Here is a 16,184-nt window from a genome sequence, read left to right as displayed (position 1 = left end):
GAGACGCGGCTCCCTGCGGGGAGCTGTTGGGGCTGGAGGCCCGGGTCGCAAGGCCCGGGCCTTTTCTCATGGGCCGGCCTTTTCTCAGGGGGGAGCCGGCGGTAGACCGTTCCCATGTCCGAGGTCGAAGCCCGCCTGTCGGGGCTGGGGATCACCCTTCCCAGGCCCAATCCCCCCGTCGCCAACTACGTGCCCTTCGTGCGTGCGGGCGACCTGCTCCACATCTCCGGCCAGGTCTCGGTGGACGCCTCGGGCGGCATCAAGGGGGTGGTGGGCGAGGATGTGGACGCCGAGCGGGCCCGCGAGGCGGCCCGCCTGTGCGGGATCAACCTGATCGCCCAGATGAAGGCTGCCTGCGACGGCGACCTCGGCCGCGTCGTCCGGGTGGTGAAGCTGAACGGCTTCGTGCAGGCCGGCCCCGGCTTCTTCGACATCCCGCAGGTGGTCAACGGCTGCTCCGACCTGATGGTCGAGGCCTTCGGCGACGCCGGCCGGCACGCGCGCTCGGCGGTAGGGGTCTACCGCTTGCCGCTCAACTTCGCCGTCGAGGTCGACGCGGTGGTGCAGCTGAAGTGAACGCGCGCTTCGGCGAGGCCTGGGACCTTCTCTTCGCGCCGCCGGTCGCCCACCGCGGGCTCTGGAGCCCGGGCGGGGCGCCGGAGAACTCGCTGGCCGCCTTCCAGGCCGCCTGCGCCGCCGGCTACGGCATCGAGCTGGACGTCCAGCTCTCGGCCGACGGCGAGGCCATGGTCTTCCACGACGAGGACCTGCAGCGGATGACCGGCGCCCAGGGCCGCATCGCCGACCGAACGGCCGCGGAGCTCGCCGAGCTGCGGCTCGCCGGCACGGACGAGGGGATCCCGACGCTGCGCGAGACCCTGCAGCTGGTCGGCCGCCGCGCCCTCATCCACATCGAGCTCAAGACGCCCTACGGCCACGTCGGCCCTCTGGAGCAGCGAGTGCACGAGGTCATCATCGACCACTCGGGCCCCGTCTGTGTGATCGGCTTCAACCCCTACAGCCACGCCTGGTTCGCCGAGCGTTTCCCCGGCGTGCTGCGCGGCCTCGACAGCTACTCCTACAAGCGCGCGCCGCACCTCGCGGAAGAGCAGCGCCAAGCCTTCGCCCGGCTGGAGCACGTGGCGGTCGCCAAGCCGCACTTCCTGGCGCTGGGGCTCGACATGCTGCCCAGCCCGCTCGCCGACGAGCACCGGGCGCGCGGACTCCCGGTCGTCGCCTGGACAGTGCGCCAGCCCGAGCAGTGGGAGGCGGTCCGGGCGCATTGCGACAACCTCATCTTCGAGGGCTTCCAGGCGTGACGCTGGTCCCGGCGGTGAAGGTGAGCCGCCGCATCGCAGAGATCGGGCGCGAGGCCTGGGACGCCTGCGCCGGCAATCCGGCCTACCTGGGCAATCCGTTCGTCCGCTTCGACTTCCTCGACGCCGTCGAACAGGCGAACTGCGCCGTCGAGCGCACCGGCTGGGGGCCGCAGCACCTGGTTGTCGAGGACGAGGAGGGCAGGGCCGCGGCGGTGATGCCGCTCTACCTGAAGTCCCACAGCCAGGGGGAGTACATCTTCGACCATGCCTGGGCCGACGCCTACGAGCGGGCGGGCGGGCAGTACTATCCGAAGCTGCTCTGCGCGGCCCCGTTCACGCCGGCCAGCGGGCCGCGGCTGCTGGTGCGGCCCGACGTCGACCCCGAGGAAGCCTGGGCCCTGCTGCTGGGCGGCGCGCTGGGCGTGTGCGAGCGCTACGGCGCCTCGTCGCTGCACGTGAACTTCCCCACGCAAGACGAGTGGCGCTGGATGGGCGGCCACGGCCTGGCGCTCCGCGAGGGCCAGCAGTACCACTGGGAGAACCGCGGCTACGGCTCCTTCGATGACTTCCTGGGCGCGCTGTCGTCCGGCCGGCGCAAGACCATCCGCCGCGAGCGACGCGAGGCCCAGGCCGGGCTCGAGATCTGCTGCGTCACAGGCGCGGACCTCACCGAAGAGCACTGGGACGCCTTCTTCGAGTTCTACATGGACACCGGCTCGCGCAAATGGGGCCGGCCCTACCTGAACCGCCGGTTCTTCTCCCTGCTGGGCGAGCGGATGGCCGACCGGGTGCTGCTGATCATGGCCAGGCGCGACGGCCGATGGATCGCCGGCGCGCTCAACCTGATCGGGGACGATTGCCTGTTCGGCCGCAACTGGGGGAGTGTGGAGGAGGTCCCGTTCCTCCACTTCGAGCTCTGCTATTACCAGGCCATCGACTGGGCGATCGGCCGCGGGCTGCCGCGGGTGGAGGCCGGCGCCCAGGGCCAGCACAAGATCGCCCGCGGCTACCTGCCGAAGCCAGTCTACTCCGCCCACTACATCGCCGACCCCGCCCTGCGCGCGCCGGTCGAGGCCTTCGTCCGCCGAGAGCGCGCCGGGGTCGAGGCCGACATGGAGTGGCTCGCCGAGGAGTATTCGCCGTTCCGCAAGGACGGCTAGGAGCGCTCCCAGGCCTGCTTCAGCAGGGTCTCGAGCGAAGCGTCGACCTGGTCCGGCGAGGTGACCAGGAGCTTGGCCCTCAGCCGGTCGCCCCAGCTCTCGTTCCCCCGCGGCTGCAGGCGAGGGTCGGCGTCGGGCGCAATGGCCAGGCCCAGCATGGCGTGGCCGCCCTTCACCGGTCGCGCCGCCGCCATCTGCACCTTCCGCGAAAAGGCCGTGAAGCTCTTCCGCTGCCCGACCACCGTCTCCGGCAGCCTGGCGACCGCCGCCTCCAGTTCCGCGAGGATGGCCTCCGACGCAGGGTCCTTCCACAGCGCCGCGCGCAGCCCCTCGGCGTCGTCCCAGTTCATCGCCGACGGAAATGCGACCGACAGCACATGGGCCGCCCGGTTGACGCCCAGCCCGTAGTGCTCACGCAGCCAGTCCGCGCGTGCCCTGGGCTTCTCGTGCGGACAGGCCTTCGCGATCGCGACCCACTCGTCGATGGTCTTGCCGGTGTCGCGCTCCAGGCTCGCCTGCACCGAGGCGAACCATTTCTGCTGCCGTTCGGTGAGGCCCTGCTCGGCCATTTCCGCCCTCCGCCGGGATTTGCTACGACCCTCGGAAGGGCAGGAGCACTTGGCCATGAGCTTGGACGGGACCTACGACGGCGGCAACATCTTCGCCAAGATCCTGCGGGGCGAGATGCCCGCGGCGCGCGTCTTCGAGGACGAGCACGTGTTCGCCTTCATGGACGTCTTCCCGCAGTCCAAGGGCCACACCCTGGTGATTCCCAAGCAGTCGACCGCCCGCAACCTGCTGGAGGAGGAGCCGCAGAACCTCGAGCACCTGATCCTGGGCGTCCAGCGGGTGGCCAAGGCGGTCCGCGCCGCGCTGAACCCGGACGGCATCGTCGTAACCCAGTTCAACGGCGCGCCGGCGGGGCAGACGATCTACCACCTGCACTTCCATGTCATTCCCCGCTGGGAGGACGCGCCGATTGGCCGGCACGCCTCGGGCGGCATGGCCGACCCCGAGGAGCTGAAGGCGCTCGCCGCGCAGATCGCCGCGAAGATCGCCTGACGAGAGCCGAGCTGCTCGTCCAGCTGACCAAGGTGACGGGCGACGAGCACCGCTTCAGCTCCCTGATGGGCGAGTGGAAGGCTATCCCGTTCGGTCAGGCCATGACCCTGCGCTTCCCGCTCTGACGAAAAAGCCCCGGGGGTGGCCCGGGGCTTCTCGTTTCGCTTTCTCGACCGCGGTCAGACGACCGTCTCGCCCTCGGCGGTCTCGGCCGGGTCCTCGATGATCGGGGCGCCGCGCTCGCGCTCGTCCCCCTCGATCTCGAACGCCAGCTTGCCGTCCTTCAGCACCACTTGGACGTGGCCGCCCTTGGCCAGCTTGCCGAACAGGATCTCGTCGGCGAGCGGCTTCTTGATGTGCTCCTGGATGACCCGGGCCAGCGGCCGGGCGCCGTAGAGCTCGTCGAAGCCGTTCTTGGCCAGCCAGTCGGCAGCCTCCTCCGAGGTCTCGATGGTGACGTGACGGTCCGCCAGCTGGGCTTCCAGCTGCATGACGAACTTCTGAACCACCTGGCGGATGATCTCCGGCGTCAGCGCGTGGAAGTGCACGATGGCGTCCAGGCGGTTCCTGAACTCCGGCGTGAACTGCCGCTTCAGCGCCTCTTCCACCTCGTCGTCGGCCTTGCCGCGGCCGAAACCGATGGAGTTGCGCTGGGCGTCCGCGGCGCCCGCGTTGGTCGTCATGATCAGGACGACGTTCCGGAAGTCGATCTTCTTGCCGTTGGAGTCGGTCAGCTGACCGTGGTCCATGACCTGCAGGAGGATGTTGTAGACGTCCGGGTGCGCCTTCTCGATCTCGTCGAGCAGGACGACCGCGTGCGGATGCTGGTCGACGGCGTCGGTGAGCAGGCCGCCCTGGTCGAACCCGACGTAGCCCGGAGGGGCCCCGATCAGGCGCGAGACCGTGTGGCGCTCCATGTACTCCGACATGTCAAACCGCAGCAGCTCGATGCCGAGGGTGCCGGCCAGCTGGCGGGCGGTCTCGGTCTTGCCGGTGCCGGTCGGGCCTGTGAACAGGTAGCAGCCGATGGGCTTGTTGGCGTCACGCAGGCCGGCGCGCGCCATCTTCATGGCCGCCGACAGCTGCTCGATGGCCTCTTCCTGGCCGTAGACCGCGCGCTTCAGGTCGCTTTCCAGCTGCTTCAGCGCCTCGGTGTCGGACTTCGACACCGACTTCGGCGGGATGCGGGCGATCTTGGCGACGACCGCCTCGATCTCCTTCAGGCCGATGGTCTTCTTCCGCTTGGCCTCGGTCAGCAGCATCTGCGAGGCGCCGGCCTCGTCGATGATGTCGATCGCCTTGTCCGGCAACTTGCGGTCGGTGATGTATTTCGCCGACAGCTCCACCGCCGCCTTGATGGCGTCGTTGGTGTACCGGAGCTTGTGGAAGTCCTCGTAGTAGGTCTTCAGGCCCTTCAGGATCTTCACGGTGTCGTCGATCGTGGGCTCGTTCACGTCGATCTTCTGGAAGCGCCGGACGAGCGCCCGGTCCTTCTCGAAGTGCTGGCGGAACTCCTTGTAGGTCGTCGAGCCCATGCAGCGCAGCGTGCCCGAGGCCAGGGCCGGCTTCAGCAGGTTCGAGGCGTCCATCGCCCCGCCCGAGGTGGCGCCGGCGCCGATCACCGTGTGGATCTCGTCGATGAAGAGGATCGCGTCTGGGTGGTTCTCCAGCTCCTTGACGACCTGCTTCACGCGCTCCTCGAAGTCGCCGCGGTAGCGGGTGCCGGCCAGCAGCGCGCCCATGTCGAGCGAGAAGATGGTGGCGCCGGCCAGGACTTCGGGGACCTGCTTGTTGATGATCTTGCGGGCCAGGCCTTCGGCGATGGCCGTCTTGCCGACGCCCGGGTCGCCCACCAGCAGCGGGTTGTTCTTGGTCCGCCGGCAGAGGATCTGAATGCAGCGCTCGACCTCGGCCATCCGCCCGATCAGCGGGTCGACCTTGCCCTGCTTGGCCTTCTCGTTGAGGTTGATGCAGTAGGCCTCGAGCGCCTCGCCGCCGGTCTTCACCGTCGGCTTCTCGTCGTCCTCGGACGCGCCCTTCACCGCCTTCGATTCACTGGCGCCGGCCTTCTTGGCGATGCCGTGGGCGATGTAGTTGACCGCGTCGTAGCGGGTCATGTCCTGCTCTTGCAGGAAGTAGGCGGCGTGGCTCTCGCGCTCGGAGAAGATCGCGACCAGCACATTGGCGCCGGTGACCTCCTCGCGGCCCGAGGACTGCACGTGGATGACCGCGCGCTGGATCACGCGCTGGAAGCCGGCCGTCGGCTTGGCGTCTTCCCCGTCGTCCACGACCAGCGAGCGCAGCTCGTTGTCGACATAGTTGGTGAGGGTGGTGCGAAGGGCGGCGAGATCGACGTCGCAGGCGCGCATCACGCCCGCCGCATCCTCGTCGTCGACGAGGGAAAGCAGCAGGTGCTCTAGCGTAGCGTATTCATGCTTGCGCTGGTTGGCGTAGGCGACGGCGCGATGAAGCGACTCTTCGAGCTGGCGCGAAAATGAAGGCAAGAGCCTCTAATCCTTTTCCATTGTGCACTGCAGCGGGTGCTGGTGCCGACGTGCCGTATCAACGACCTGGGCCACTTTTGTTTCCGCCACTTCGTATGTGAACACGCCACACACGCCCACGCCGTGTTGGTGAACATGGAGCATGATCCGAGTCGCGTCTTCGCGCGACTTATTGAAGAACTGCTCAAGCACATAGACGACAAACTCCATGGGAGTGTAGTCGTCGTTCAGCAAAAGCACCCTGTACATCGAGGGCTTCTGCGTTTTCGGCTTGGTCTGCGTGATGACGCCTGAGCGAACGCCGGTGTCTTGATCACCCTGTTTTCGCTCAGCCATCGCTCGGATCTCCTGGCGAGGTCTGCGCCCCACTTCTCGATGATTAGATATGGAAAACATTCCCATTTGGAAGGGCCGAATCGTCACGGGCGGGTTGTTAAGGGCGCGACGCCTGAAAACTGCCCACGCCCAAGGCCGGGTTCCTCCGATCAATCCTCCTTGAGCGACGCCTTGGCGCGCAGGATCCGGCCTGAGGTGACCGCGTCGGCGCCGAACTTGGCGCGCAGCCCGTCCAGGGTCTTCTCGCTCTTCAGCGCCCGGCGCTCGTCGGAGAAAAAGTCCGTGGGCGCCGAGGCCTCTTCGACGAGATCGGCCATGCCGATGCCGATCAGCCGGAACGGGCGGCCGTCGGCTTCCCGCTTGAGCAGCTCGCGGCCGACCTGGAACAGGGTCTTGGCCGTCTGGGTGGGCGCCGGGATGGTCCGCCGCCGGGTGTGGATCTTGAAGTCGGTGGTCCTGAGCTTCAGCGTCACTACGCGGCCGGCGATGCCGTCCTTGCGCGCATGGCGGGCGACCTTCTCGCAGAGCTCGGCCAGCACGTCCTCCAGGTCGCCGAGCTTCGTCAGGTCCTCATTGAAGGTGGTCTCCGCGCTGATCCCTTTGCGCGCCTCGTTGGGGTTCACCGCCCGGTAGTCGCGGCCGTGGCTGAGCTCGTGCAGGCGCAGGCCGTGGGCGCCCCAGCGGGAGGCCAGGTCCTTCACGTCGGCGCGGGCGAGGTGGCCGACGGTGCGGTAGCCGGCCTTCTCCAGCGAGGCGACCATCGCGGGCCCCACGCCCGGCAGGATGCCCACCGGCCGGGTGCTGAGGAAGCTCTCCGCCTCGGCCGCCCCGATCACCGAGAACCCGCGCGGCTTGTCGAGGTCCGAGGCCACCTTGGCCAGGAACTTGTTGGCGGCCAGGCCGATGGAGACGGTCAGGCCGGTCTCCGCCTCAATCCGGGCCTGCAGCCTCGCCAGCGTCAGCGCCGGCGCGGCCCCGTGCAGGCGCTCGGTCCCGGACAGGTCCATCCACGCCTCGTCCAGGGACAGGTTCTGGATCAGCGGCGTCAGCTCCGCCGCCATGCCGAGGATCCGCTGGCTCTCGAACCGGTACTTGGAGAAGTCCGGCTTGATGACCACCGCCTCGGGGCAGAGCTGCAGCGCCTTGAACATCGGCATGGCGGAGCGCACGCCCTTGATGCGGGCGATGTAGCAGCAGGTCGTCACCACCCCGCGCTTGCCGCCGCCGACGATCACCGCATGGTCGCGCAGCTCCGGCCGGTCGCGCTTCTCGACGGATGCGTAGAAGGCGTCGCAGTCCATATGGGCGATGGAGAGGCCGGCCAGCTCCTCGTGCGCCACGATCCGCGGCGAGCTGCACGCGGGGCAGCGGCGGACCGCCTGCTCGGCGCTCCAGAAGCAGTCGCGGCAGAAGGCCCTCATGGCCCGCCCCACAGCCATGCCGCGCCGCGGACGCCGGAGGAGTCGCCGTGGGCTGCCCTGCGGATCGGCGTCTGGAAGACATCGGAGAAGACGTGAGGGGCGATCGCCGAGGGAAGCCTGTCGTAAAGCGCCTCCACGTTAGACATGCCGCCGCCCAGCACGATCACGTCGGGGTCGAGCACGTCGCAGATCACTGCCAGCCCGCGACCCAGCCGGTCGACGTAGCGGTCGAGCTCGGCGGGGTCCTTCACGGCCTCCTCTGCGGGCCGGCCGGCGGCGCGCGCCAGGCCCGAGCCGCTGATCCACAGCTCCAGGCAGTTGCGCCGGCCGCACCAGCAACTGGGGCCGGGAAGCTCGTCGGTCATCGGCCAGGGGAGGGGGGTGTGCCCCCATTCGCCCGCGATGGCGTTCGCGCCCACGATCGGCCGGCCGCGGATCGCGAGCCCGCCGCCGCAGCCGGTGCCCAGGATGGCGGCGAAGACAACCTCGGCGCCCGCCGCCGCGCCATCGGTCGCTTCCGACAGCGCCAGGCAGTTGGCGTCGTTGGCGTAGCGGATCTCGCGGGTCAGAGCCCGGGAGAGGTCGGCGGCGAAGGGCCGCCCGTTCAGCTCGGTGGAGTTGGAGTTCCGCAGCAGCCCCGTGTTCGGCGAGATCGACCCTGGGCCGCCCACGCCGACCGGCGCCCAGCGCACCTGCGCCTGCTTCTGCGCCTCGGCGACGATGTCGCGCACCGCCTCGACCTTGGCGTCGTAGCCCACCGGCGTCGGCCAGCGGACGCGCGAGAGGATGCGGCCGTCCGGATGCATAGCCGCGGCCTCGATCTTGGTGCCCCCGAAATCCACGCCGATGCGGATCATCGCCCCGTCATAGCCGATTTGGGCGCCGCCGGATCAGCGACCAAGCACCGCCGCCTCGATGGCGTCCGCCAGCTGCCGCCAGTCGTCGATCCGCGGATGCCGTTCGGAGCGGGGCGCCAGCGGCCGCAGGCGCTCGTCGGCCACGTGCTGGAAGGTCGCCACCCTGGGCGCGTGCTCGGCGACGGAGTCCAGGTTCGGCAGGAGGTCGTCGACGAAGGCCGCGGGCGCCGGCGTCTGAGCCACTAGGTGGGCGGTGACAGGCCCCTTCGGCCCGGTGTTGAGGATCAGCGGGTGGGGCAGGCCGTGCTTCTGCAGCCAGTCCGCCCGCAGCCGCTCGGCGTCGGCCGGCGCATTGGACAGGATCAGGAGCTCCGCGCGCTTCCCCAGCCGGTTCAGCGCCTCGACGGCCCCGGGGGCCGGCTCGATCTCCCCGCAGTGGGTGCGGAAGAAGTCCTCGAAGTGCCGGCGGCCCTCCTCCACGGGCAGGTGCTCGCCCGCGCCCGGCCGGTAGATGTTCTGGAAAAGCGCGAACCGGTCGATCCGGAACTCCAGCCCCCTCGATTCGAGGAAGCCGCCGAAGCCCTTCATGAACAGCCCAAGCACCTCGTCCACGTCGACGATCACCAGCGGCCTATCCAGGGAAATCCCCAGAGTTTTCAACGAGTGGACGGCGGTCGGCGAGGGCTCGGCCAAGGTCGCTCCGGTCGCGGCTAACGAAGTTTAAGGATATCCGTGGGATGTAGGTCGTGAAGGTGGGACGGCCACGTACCTGGCCATCCTCAACAGAGAACAACATCGGGTCCGGAATGGCCAAGAAGGTCCTCATCGTCGAGGATAACGAGCTGAACATGAAGCTCTTTCATGATCTGCTCGAAGCCCAGGGCTACGAGACCCTGCAGACGCGCGAGGGGCTGCAGGCCCTTTCGCTTGCGCGCGAGCACCGCCCTGACCTGATCCTGATGGACATCCAGCTGCCCGAGATCTCCGGCCTCGAAGTCACCAAGTGGCTGAAGGAGGACGAGGAGCTCGCCGGCATCCCGGTGGTCGCGGTGACCGCCTTCGCCATGAAGGGCGACGAGGAGCGCATCCGCGAGGGCGGGTGCGAGGCCTACATCTCCAAGCCGATCTCGGTGTCGCACTTCCTCGACACCATCAAGCGTCTGCTGGGCTAGAGCGCATGTCCGCCCGCATCCTCGTCGTCGACGACATCGAGGCCAATGTCCGCCTCCTCGAGGCCAAGCTGTCGGCCGAGTACTACGAGGTGCTGACCGCGTCCGACGGTCCCACGGCGCTGGCCATGGCCGCCTCGGAGAAGCCCGACATCATCCTGCTCGACGTGATGATGCCCGGGATGGACGGCTTCCAGGTCTGCCGCCGGCTGAAGGACGACCCCGAGACCCGCCACGTGCCGGTGCTGCTGGTCACCGCGCTGGACGGACGCTCCGACCGGGTCGCCGGGCTCGAGGCCGGCGCCGACGAGTTCCTGACCAAGCCCATCGACGACGTCATGCTGTTCGCCCGCGTGCGCAGCCTGACGCGGCTGAAGACCGTGATCGACGAGCTGCGCGAGCGCGAGGCCTCGGGCCGGCGCATCGGCCTGATCGGCGGCGCGGCCGGACGCATGGGGGGCACGGGCGGCCGCATCCTCATCGTCGACGACCAGGAGCGTCAGGCGCGCCGCCTGTCCGTCGAGCTCGCCATCGAGCACCGCCCGGTGATCGAGAGCGATCCCGAGAAGGCCCTGATGACCGCCCGCGGCCCGGTCGACCTGATCATCGTCAACACCGGCGCCAAGACCTTCGACGGCCTGCGCTTCTGCGCCCAGGTCAGATCGGACGAGGCCACCCGGAACCTGCCTGTGCTGGCCATCGTCGACTTCGACGAGCGGGAGCGGCTGGTGAAAGCCCTGGAGATCGGGGTCAACGACGTGCTGGCCAAGCCGGTCGATCCCGGCGAGCTGGCCGCCCGCGCCAAGACCCAGATCCGCCGCAAGCGCTACACCGACTACCTGCGCAACAACCTCGACCACTCGCTGGAGCTGGCGGTCACCGACCAGCTCACCGGCCTGCACAACCGCCGCTACATGACCGGCCAGCTCGAGGCTCTGATGGCGCGCGCGGCCCATGGCGGCGACCCGGTGGCCCTGCTGGTCATCGACATCGACCACTTCAAGAAGATCAACGACAGCTTCGGCCACGACGTCGGCGACGAGGTGCTGCGCGAGTTCGCGGTGCGGCTGGCCTCCAATGTGCGCGCCATCGACCTTCCGGTCCGCTACGGCGGCGAGGAGTTCGTCATCGTGATGCCGGACACCGATCTCACCGCGGCCCGCCGCATCGCCGAGCGCATCCGCCTGCACGTCGCCGGCTCGCCGTTCCGGGTGATGAACGGCCGCGAGCTGCTGAACGTGACCATCTCCATCGGCGTGGCGGCCAGCCTGCCCGCCGAGGACCGGCCCTACACCCTGCTGAAGCGGGCCGACGAGGCCGTCTACGAGGCCAAGTCCACCGGCCGCAACAAGGTCATCGCCCACGCCGCCTAGGCGAAGTAAGCCTTCGGATTGACGAACTGGGTGAGCACGAGCCGCGGCTCGTCGCCCGTGTTCGGGGCGCCGGCGTGTAGCGCGGCCGGGTGCATCAGGAAGACGTCCCCCGGCTCCCCGGTCATCTCCTCGACCTGGATCGGCACGCCCTGGATCAGGGTGGGCGCGCCCATGAAACGCTCGCTCCGGTCGAAGTCCCGCGTCGGGGCCATCAGCTCGGCGAACCAGCGGTGCTGCGACTTCAGATGCCTGCGCATGACCGCCGACGAGAGCTCGACGTCCGCCTGGTCCGAGAGCGCCTCGATGAGCCGGTGCGAACCGGTGGCCACCAGCGTGCCGCCGCCCTGGGCCCTCAGCGGCGCGACCAGCATGAAGAGCCGCCCGATCAGCAGCCGGAAGCGCTCGGGGTGGGCGGGTAGGTCCAGATGCCAGTGCTGGTGCGGCACGTCCCAGCGCCCCCGCGGCGTGGGGAAGCAGACCAGCGGCTGGCCCCAGGCGTCCGGCTCCACCCACTGGCCGCGGCCCAGCAGGTCATCGAGCACCGCCCGCACCTCCGGGGTCGCCATGGCGCGGAAGGCGTCCGTCTGGCGCAGCTGCTTGAAGTCTGAGGGGCGCTCGATCCGCCATGTGGCGCGGTCGCGTCGCTGGATGCGGTGGCGCCGGGCGAGGTCTTGCCACAGGATATCGGCCATCTGCTCGGCCGTCCGGCGGGCGACAAGCCCTTCGAGCTTCACCAGGCCGTGCTCGTCGAAGCGCTGGCGGGACTGTCTCGAAAGACCCTTGAGGAGGGTGGTCATAAGGCTGCTCCGAAACGGAAAACGCCCGGCCTGAGGCCGGGCGTTTTCGTCAGGAAAACAGCCGGTTAGGCCTGATTACTTGATCTTGCCTTCCTTGAACTCGACGTGCTTGCGCGCGATCGGGTCGTACTTCTTCATGACCAGCTTGTCGGTCTTGGTGCGGGCGTTCTTCTTCGTCACGTAGAAGAAGCCGGTGTCGGCCGAGGAATTCAGGCGGATCTTGATGGAGGCGGGCTTCGCCATGGGAATTCCTTATGGGCGGGGCCAAGCGGGATCGCCCGCCGGCGGGTGTTCGAAAGAGCGGCGGAAAATACGAACCCGCGCCGGGAAGTCAATGGACTAGAGGTAAGCCGGCCGCATGGCGCCTGCCTTGAAGCGCATGAAGGGCTTCGGGCGCGCCGGATCCTCCATCCGCGCCACCGCCTCCTTGATCATCATCCGGGTGACCGAGGGCAGGGGGAGCGCCTGCGCCTCGTCGAAGTCCACCCAGGCGATCTCGTCGAGCTCCCCGCAGTCGCCCTGCCGCTCCAGGCTGAGCAGCCGCTCGGCGTCGGCCAGCAGGAACCAGGTGTCGAACCGCTTGCCGACCATCGGCGGGGTGATGGCGCGCGCGATCACGTCCAGCGCCTCCAGGTCGGCCAGCGCGCCCTGCTCGACGAACGGCCGCCAGGGGCCCGCGGCGGGGCGTGTTGGCGCGGGCCTGGCCAGCAGCAGGCCGGCCTCCTCCCAGGTCTCCCGCACCGCCGCCAGGGCCAGCGCCCGGCCGCGGCCGGGCTTCAGATAGGCGTCGAAGGTGGCCTGCACGTCGGGCCGCAGGTCCGTGGCGAAAGGGGCGCGATGATCCGCCCGGTCGATCCGCCCGCCCGGGAACACCCAGCGGTCGGGCATGAAGCTGTGCCCGCCGTGCCGGCGGCCCATCAGCACCCGCGGCTTGGGCCCGTCGCGCCGGATGATCATCACCGTGGCCGCCGCCTTCGGCCGCACCGCCGGGGCGCCGGGGACGCGCGGCGGGCCCTCGGGCTTGCGCGAGGCGGGCTGGATCTCGTCGGCTTCGGACATCCGAACAACTGTATGGCTGCCCCTCACGTGAAGGGAAGCCTCTCCTTGCGGAACGCCCGGCGGGCGGCACTATGGCGGCGGGAATCGGGAGGACGGCATGGCGGCGAAGGCGGGCCACGACGAGTTGGACGACCGGCTGCAGCACCGCATGCTGTTCTTCACGGACGCGGTGTTCGCCATCGTGCTCACGATCCTGGTGCTGGAGCTGAAGCCGCCGGAGTCCTGGCCCGAAGCCACGCCCGAGACCCTGCTGCACGCCGCCCCGCACATCGGCGCCTTCATCTTCAGCTTCTTTATCGGCGCGGTCTTCTGGGCCGCGCACATGAACATCACCCGCGGGCTGCTGCGGTTCGACTGGCTCACCGCCATCGCCAACCTGGGCGCGCTGCTGCCGGTGTGCCTGCTGCCCTACGCCACCGCCTGGATCGGCGCGGACCTCGGCGGCGCCTTCGCCTGGAGCATCTACTGCTGGGTGATGGTGGCGATCTCCATCGGCAACCTCGGCCTGGTGCTGGTCGCCTATCGCGGCGGCGGGCGGCTGATCCAGGGCGGGGCGCCGAAGGGCGAGCTCGCCTACCGCCTGGCGCGGGCCGCCGCGCCGGGGATCGCCTTCGGCGTCGGGCTCATCCTGCTCGCCAGCGGTCTGGTGACCCTGGCGCACTTCTGCGCCCTCCTGATCCCGCTGGTGTTCCTCGCCGCCGGTCGCTTCCTGAGGCCGAAGCCCGCGGCCCCCTAGCGGCGCTTGCCCATCTTCTTCTTGCGGGTGTTCTTGACGCCTGGCGGGCGTCCGCCCTGCGGCCGGCCGCCGCGTGGGCCGCCCCCCGACCCGCCACGAGGCCCGCCCGGCGCGCGGTCGCCCCGGCTGCGCATCCCCAGCCGCGCGCGCGGCGCATTGGGGTCCGCCGCCATCGGCTCGCTCAGCATGTGGAACAGCAGCCCGCCGGTGATCGGCGTGGCCTCCTCCAGCCGCACGGTGACGCTCATCCCCAGCGGCCAGCGCGCGCCCGAGCGCTCGCCGACCAGGGCGTGGGCCTTGTCGTCGTGCACGAAGTACTCGTCGCCCAGCTTCGAGACGGGCACGAGCCCGTCGGCCCCGGTCTCTGCCAGCCGCACGAACAGGCCAAAGCGCGTCACCCCGGTGATCTTGCCCTCGAACTCTGCCCCGATCCGGTCGGACAGGAAGGCGGCGATATAGCGGTCGGTGGCGTCGCGCTCGGCGGCCATCGCGCGGCGCTCGGCGAAGGTGATCCGCTCGGCGGTGTCCTTCATCTGGCTGATGTCGCGGTCGGTCAGCCCGTCGTCGCCGAGCTTCAGCGCGCTCACCAGCGCGCGGTGGACGATCAGGTCGGCGTAACGGCGGATCGGCGAGGTGAAGTGGGCGTAGCGGGCCAGGTTCAGCCCGTAGTGCCCGATGTTCTCGGTGGAGTAGATCGCCTGCATCTGGCTCCTCAGCACCACCTCGTTGACGATCTCGGCGTGCGGCGTCTCTCGGGTCTGCTCCAGCAGGCGGTTGAACCGCTCGGTGCGCGGCGCCTCGCCCTTGGTCCAGGGGATGTCGAGCGTCTGCAGGAAGTCCACCAGGGCCTGCAGCTTCTCCTGGGAAGGCGCGTCGTGGATCCGGTACACCAGCGGCGTCTTCTTCTGCTCCAGGGTCTCGGCGGCCGAGACGTTGGCCTGGATCATCATCTCCTCGATCAGCCGGTGGGCCTCCAGCGAGGCGCGCGGCGTGATCTGGGTGACCTCGCCCTCGCGGTTGATGCTGATCTTCCGCTCCAGGCTCTCGATGGCCAGCGGCGAGCGCGCGTTGCGGCCCTTCAGCATCACGCCGTAGGCGGTCCACAGCGGCCGGATGATGCTGTCGACGATCGGCTGCGCCTTCTCGTCCGGCTCGCCGTCGGCGGCGGCCTGCGCCTGTTCGTAGGACAGCTTGGCCGCCGAGCGCATCAGCCCCCGCACGAACCGGTGCGAGCGCTTCTTGCCCGCGGCGTCGAACACCATCCGCACCGCCAGGCAGGCGCGGTTCTCGCCCTCGCGCAGGCTGCACAGCCCGTTGGACAGCCGCTCCGGCAGCATCGGCTCCACCCGGTCGGGGAAGTAGACGCTGTTGCCCTTGTCGCGCGCCTCGCGGTCCAGGGCCGAGCCCGGCCGCACGTAGGCCGCAACGTCAGCAATGGCCACCCAGACCACCCAGCCGCCGGGGTTCTTCTCGTCGGTGTCCGGCTCGGCATAGACCGCGTCGTCGTGGTCGCGGGCGTCGGCGGGGTCGATGGTGATGAAGGGGACCTGCCGCAGGTCCTCGCGGCCGGCGAGGGTGGGGGGCTCGGCGGCCTCGGCTTCAGCCTCCGCGGCCTGCGAGAAGCCGGTCGGGATGCCGTGGCTGTGGATCGCAATCAGCGAGGCGGCGCGCGGCTCATCCTCGCGGCCCACCACCTCCAGCAGCTTGCCGCGCTTGGGCCCATAGCGGCCGGCGGAGCCTTCGATCTGGGCCACCACCAGGTCGCCGTCGCGCACGTCCTCGCCCTCGGGAAGGACCAGGGTCTCCTTGGAGCGGCGGTCCACCGGCTCCACGCGGACCTCGCGGCGGGCCTTCCTCACCACGCCCAGGATGCGATGCGCGCTCTGGCCCAGCTTCTTGATCAGCCGCGCCTCGTAGCCGCCGCCCTCCAGCGCGGCGAAGCGCACCAGCAGCCGGTCGCCCAGCCCCGGCGCCTGCCCGGCCTCGGCCTTGCGGTCGGGCGCGAGCGGCACGAGCGGGGCGTCCTCGCCCTTGGTGAGCTTCACCAGCAGGTCGCCGTCCGGGTCGCGCTCGACCACGTCGACCACGCCGACCTCGGGCAGGGCGCCATGCTCGGCGAAGCCCTTGCGCCCGCGCCGGGCCAGCGTCCCGGACGACTCCAGCTCCTTGAGCATGTCCCGAAGCGCTCGGCGGTCGGCGCCCTTGAGCCCGAACGCGCGGGCGATGGCGGCGCGGTCGGCCTCGCCGGTCTCGCGCAGGTAGTTCATCAGGGTCTCCCGGTCGGGGAGCCCCTGGGCGAAACGGGTGGCTTTCGGGATGCGGGGTCGGGCCATGGCGCTGATTAGCACCCTGAACGCCGTTCCGCGCTTTCCTTTCCCGCGTCGCGGGACG

At 69.7% G+C, this 16,184-nt stretch carries 17 protein-coding genes; 7 read left to right on the top strand and 10 right to left on the bottom strand.

Features of this window, described 5'->3' with window-relative positions:
- The first annotated feature begins 114 nt into the window (after nt 1-114).
- From VIL76_RS02610 to VIL76_RS02600, 3 genes are read left to right on the top strand one after another with little or no spacing between them, the layout of a single operon-like run.
- Nucleotides 115-576: a RidA family protein gene (locus tag VIL76_RS02610; protein WP_332043431.1), complete on the top strand. Its 462-nt coding sequence runs from the start codon at nt 115-117 to the stop codon at nt 574-576.
- Complete coding sequence (locus VIL76_RS02605) at nt 573-1,319, top strand: glycerophosphodiester phosphodiesterase family protein (RefSeq protein ID WP_332043430.1); 747 nt, start codon at nt 573-575, stop codon at nt 1,317-1,319. The genes VIL76_RS02610 and VIL76_RS02605 overlap by 4 nt, the downstream gene beginning before the upstream one ends.
- A complete protein-coding gene (locus VIL76_RS02600; RefSeq protein ID WP_332043429.1) occupies nt 1,316-2,479 on the top strand; it encodes a GNAT family N-acetyltransferase in 1,164 nt (387 codons plus the stop codon). The genes VIL76_RS02605 and VIL76_RS02600 overlap by 4 nt, the downstream gene beginning before the upstream one ends.
- Here VIL76_RS02600 and VIL76_RS02595 read toward each other — a convergent pair.
- Nucleotides 2,476-3,048, bottom strand: coding sequence for a DUF4287 domain-containing protein (locus VIL76_RS02595; protein ID WP_332043428.1), 573 nt, complete (start codon nt 3,046-3,048; stop codon nt 2,476-2,478). The genes VIL76_RS02600 and VIL76_RS02595 overlap by 4 nt on opposite strands.
- 55 nt (nt 3,049-3,103) lie before the next feature.
- Between VIL76_RS02595 and VIL76_RS02590 the strand changes: the two genes are divergently transcribed.
- Entirely contained in the window at nt 3,104-3,541 is a 438-nt protein-coding gene (locus VIL76_RS02590; RefSeq protein WP_332043427.1) for an HIT family protein, read from the top strand.
- A gap of 179 nt (nt 3,542-3,720) precedes the next feature.
- Here the strand turns inward: VIL76_RS02590 and clpA are convergent, their stop codons facing one another.
- The 5 genes from clpA to VIL76_RS02565 all read right to left on the bottom strand — a co-directional run bounded on the left by clpA (nt 3,721) and on the right by VIL76_RS02565 (nt 9,352).
- A complete protein-coding gene (gene clpA, locus VIL76_RS02585; RefSeq protein WP_332043426.1) occupies nt 3,721-6,045 on the bottom strand; it encodes an ATP-dependent Clp protease ATP-binding subunit ClpA in 2,325 nt (774 codons plus the stop codon).
- 6 nt (nt 6,046-6,051) lie between these two features.
- Nucleotides 6,052-6,381 (bottom strand): ATP-dependent Clp protease adapter ClpS, encoded by a 330-nt coding sequence (gene clpS, locus VIL76_RS02580; RefSeq protein ID WP_332043425.1) that lies wholly within the window; start codon nt 6,379-6,381, stop codon nt 6,052-6,054.
- Between the two features lie 149 nt (nt 6,382-6,530).
- Nucleotides 6,531-7,802 carry a DNA polymerase IV gene (locus VIL76_RS02575; protein WP_332043424.1) on the bottom strand — a complete coding sequence of 424 codons (1,272 nt, stop codon included), beginning with the start codon at nt 7,800-7,802 and terminating at the stop codon, nt 6,531-6,533.
- Nucleotides 7,799-8,659, bottom strand: coding sequence for an ROK family protein (locus VIL76_RS02570; protein WP_332043423.1), 861 nt, complete (start codon nt 8,657-8,659; stop codon nt 7,799-7,801). The genes VIL76_RS02575 and VIL76_RS02570 overlap by 4 nt, the downstream gene beginning before the upstream one ends.
- Nucleotides 8,660-8,692: 33 nt before the next feature.
- Nucleotides 8,693-9,352 carry a hypothetical protein gene (locus tag VIL76_RS02565; RefSeq protein WP_332043422.1) on the bottom strand — a complete coding sequence of 220 codons (660 nt, stop codon included), beginning with the start codon at nt 9,350-9,352 and terminating at the stop codon, nt 8,693-8,695.
- A gap of 113 nt (nt 9,353-9,465) precedes the next feature.
- Here VIL76_RS02565 and VIL76_RS02560 point away from each other — a divergent pair, with 113 nt between their 5' ends.
- Both VIL76_RS02560 and VIL76_RS02555 read left to right on the top strand, forming a co-directional pair.
- The gene (locus VIL76_RS02560) at nt 9,466-9,831 is read left to right on the top strand and encodes a response regulator (RefSeq protein WP_332043421.1); all 366 of its coding nucleotides are present in this window, start codon (nt 9,466-9,468) and stop codon (nt 9,829-9,831) included.
- 5 nt (nt 9,832-9,836) lie between these two features.
- Nucleotides 9,837-11,201 carry a PleD family two-component system response regulator gene (locus VIL76_RS02555; RefSeq protein ID WP_332043420.1) on the top strand — a complete coding sequence of 455 codons (1,365 nt, stop codon included), beginning with the start codon at nt 9,837-9,839 and terminating at the stop codon, nt 11,199-11,201.
- Here VIL76_RS02555 and VIL76_RS02550 read toward each other — a convergent pair.
- From VIL76_RS02550 to VIL76_RS02540, 3 genes are all read right to left on the bottom strand, one after another.
- Complete coding sequence (locus VIL76_RS02550) at nt 11,198-11,998, bottom strand: phytanoyl-CoA dioxygenase family protein (protein WP_332043419.1); 801 nt, start codon at nt 11,996-11,998, stop codon at nt 11,198-11,200. The genes VIL76_RS02555 and VIL76_RS02550 overlap by 4 nt on opposite strands.
- 75 nt (nt 11,999-12,073) lie before the next feature.
- Nucleotides 12,074-12,241, bottom strand: coding sequence for a 50S ribosomal protein L33 (gene rpmG / locus VIL76_RS02545; RefSeq protein WP_332043418.1), 168 nt, complete (start codon nt 12,239-12,241; stop codon nt 12,074-12,076).
- Between the two features lie 96 nt (nt 12,242-12,337).
- Nucleotides 12,338-13,057 carry an NUDIX hydrolase gene (locus VIL76_RS02540; protein ID WP_332043417.1) on the bottom strand — a complete coding sequence of 240 codons (720 nt, stop codon included), beginning with the start codon at nt 13,055-13,057 and terminating at the stop codon, nt 12,338-12,340.
- Nucleotides 13,058-13,154: 97 nt separating this feature from the next.
- Here VIL76_RS02540 and VIL76_RS02535 point away from each other — a divergent pair, with 97 nt between their 5' ends.
- Nucleotides 13,155-13,793 carry a TMEM175 family protein gene (locus VIL76_RS02535; protein ID WP_332043416.1) on the top strand — a complete coding sequence of 213 codons (639 nt, stop codon included), beginning with the start codon at nt 13,155-13,157 and terminating at the stop codon, nt 13,791-13,793.
- Here the strand turns inward: VIL76_RS02535 and rnr are convergent.
- Nucleotides 13,790-16,126: a ribonuclease R gene (rnr, locus tag VIL76_RS02530; RefSeq protein ID WP_332043415.1), complete on the bottom strand. Its 2,337-nt coding sequence runs from the start codon at nt 16,124-16,126 to the stop codon at nt 13,790-13,792. The genes VIL76_RS02535 and rnr overlap by 4 nt on opposite strands.
- Between the last annotated feature and the right edge of the window lie 58 nt (nt 16,127-16,184).

Origin of the sequence: Phenylobacterium sp. (assembly GCF_036563285.1) — a bacterium.
Classification (GTDB): domain Bacteria; phylum Pseudomonadota; class Alphaproteobacteria; order Caulobacterales; family Caulobacteraceae; genus Phenylobacterium.
Note: the sequence above shows the minus strand (reverse complement) of the source record. Positions and strands in the feature narration are given on the sequence as shown.

What these genes read in the sequence shown, in the direction of transcription:
- VIL76_RS02570 (WP_332043423.1), bottom strand. Translation starts at nt 8,659, where the DNA reads ATGATCCGCATCGGCGTGGATTTCGGGGGCACCAAGATCGAGGCCGCG.
- rpmG (WP_332043418.1), bottom strand. Translation starts at nt 12,241, where the DNA reads ATGGCGAAGCCCGCCTCCATCAAGATCCGCCTGAATTCCTCGGCCGAC.
- VIL76_RS02610 (WP_332043431.1), top strand. Translation starts at nt 115, where the DNA reads ATGTCCGAGGTCGAAGCCCGCCTGTCGGGGCTGGGGATCACCCTTCCC.
- VIL76_RS02555 (WP_332043420.1), top strand. Translation starts at nt 9,837, where the DNA reads ATGTCCGCCCGCATCCTCGTCGTCGACGACATCGAGGCCAATGTCCGC.
- VIL76_RS02595 (WP_332043428.1), bottom strand. Translation starts at nt 3,048, where the DNA reads ATGGCCGAGCAGGGCCTCACCGAACGGCAGCAGAAATGGTTCGCCTCG.
- VIL76_RS02575 (WP_332043424.1), bottom strand. Translation starts at nt 7,802, where the DNA reads ATGAGGGCCTTCTGCCGCGACTGCTTCTGGAGCGCCGAGCAGGCGGTC.
- clpS (WP_332043425.1), bottom strand. Translation starts at nt 6,381, where the DNA reads ATGGCTGAGCGAAAACAGGGTGATCAAGACACCGGCGTTCGCTCAGGC.
- rnr (WP_332043415.1), bottom strand. Translation starts at nt 16,126, where the DNA reads ATGGCCCGACCCCGCATCCCGAAAGCCACCCGTTTCGCCCAGGGGCTC.
- VIL76_RS02535 (WP_332043416.1), top strand. Translation starts at nt 13,155, where the DNA reads ATGGCGGCGAAGGCGGGCCACGACGAGTTGGACGACCGGCTGCAGCAC.
- VIL76_RS02590 (WP_332043427.1), top strand. Translation starts at nt 3,104, where the DNA reads ATGAGCTTGGACGGGACCTACGACGGCGGCAACATCTTCGCCAAGATC.
- VIL76_RS02560 (WP_332043421.1), top strand. Translation starts at nt 9,466, where the DNA reads ATGGCCAAGAAGGTCCTCATCGTCGAGGATAACGAGCTGAACATGAAG.
- VIL76_RS02540 (WP_332043417.1), bottom strand. Translation starts at nt 13,057, where the DNA reads ATGTCCGAAGCCGACGAGATCCAGCCCGCCTCGCGCAAGCCCGAGGGC.
- VIL76_RS02550 (WP_332043419.1), bottom strand. Translation starts at nt 11,998, where the DNA reads ATGACCACCCTCCTCAAGGGTCTTTCGAGACAGTCCCGCCAGCGCTTC.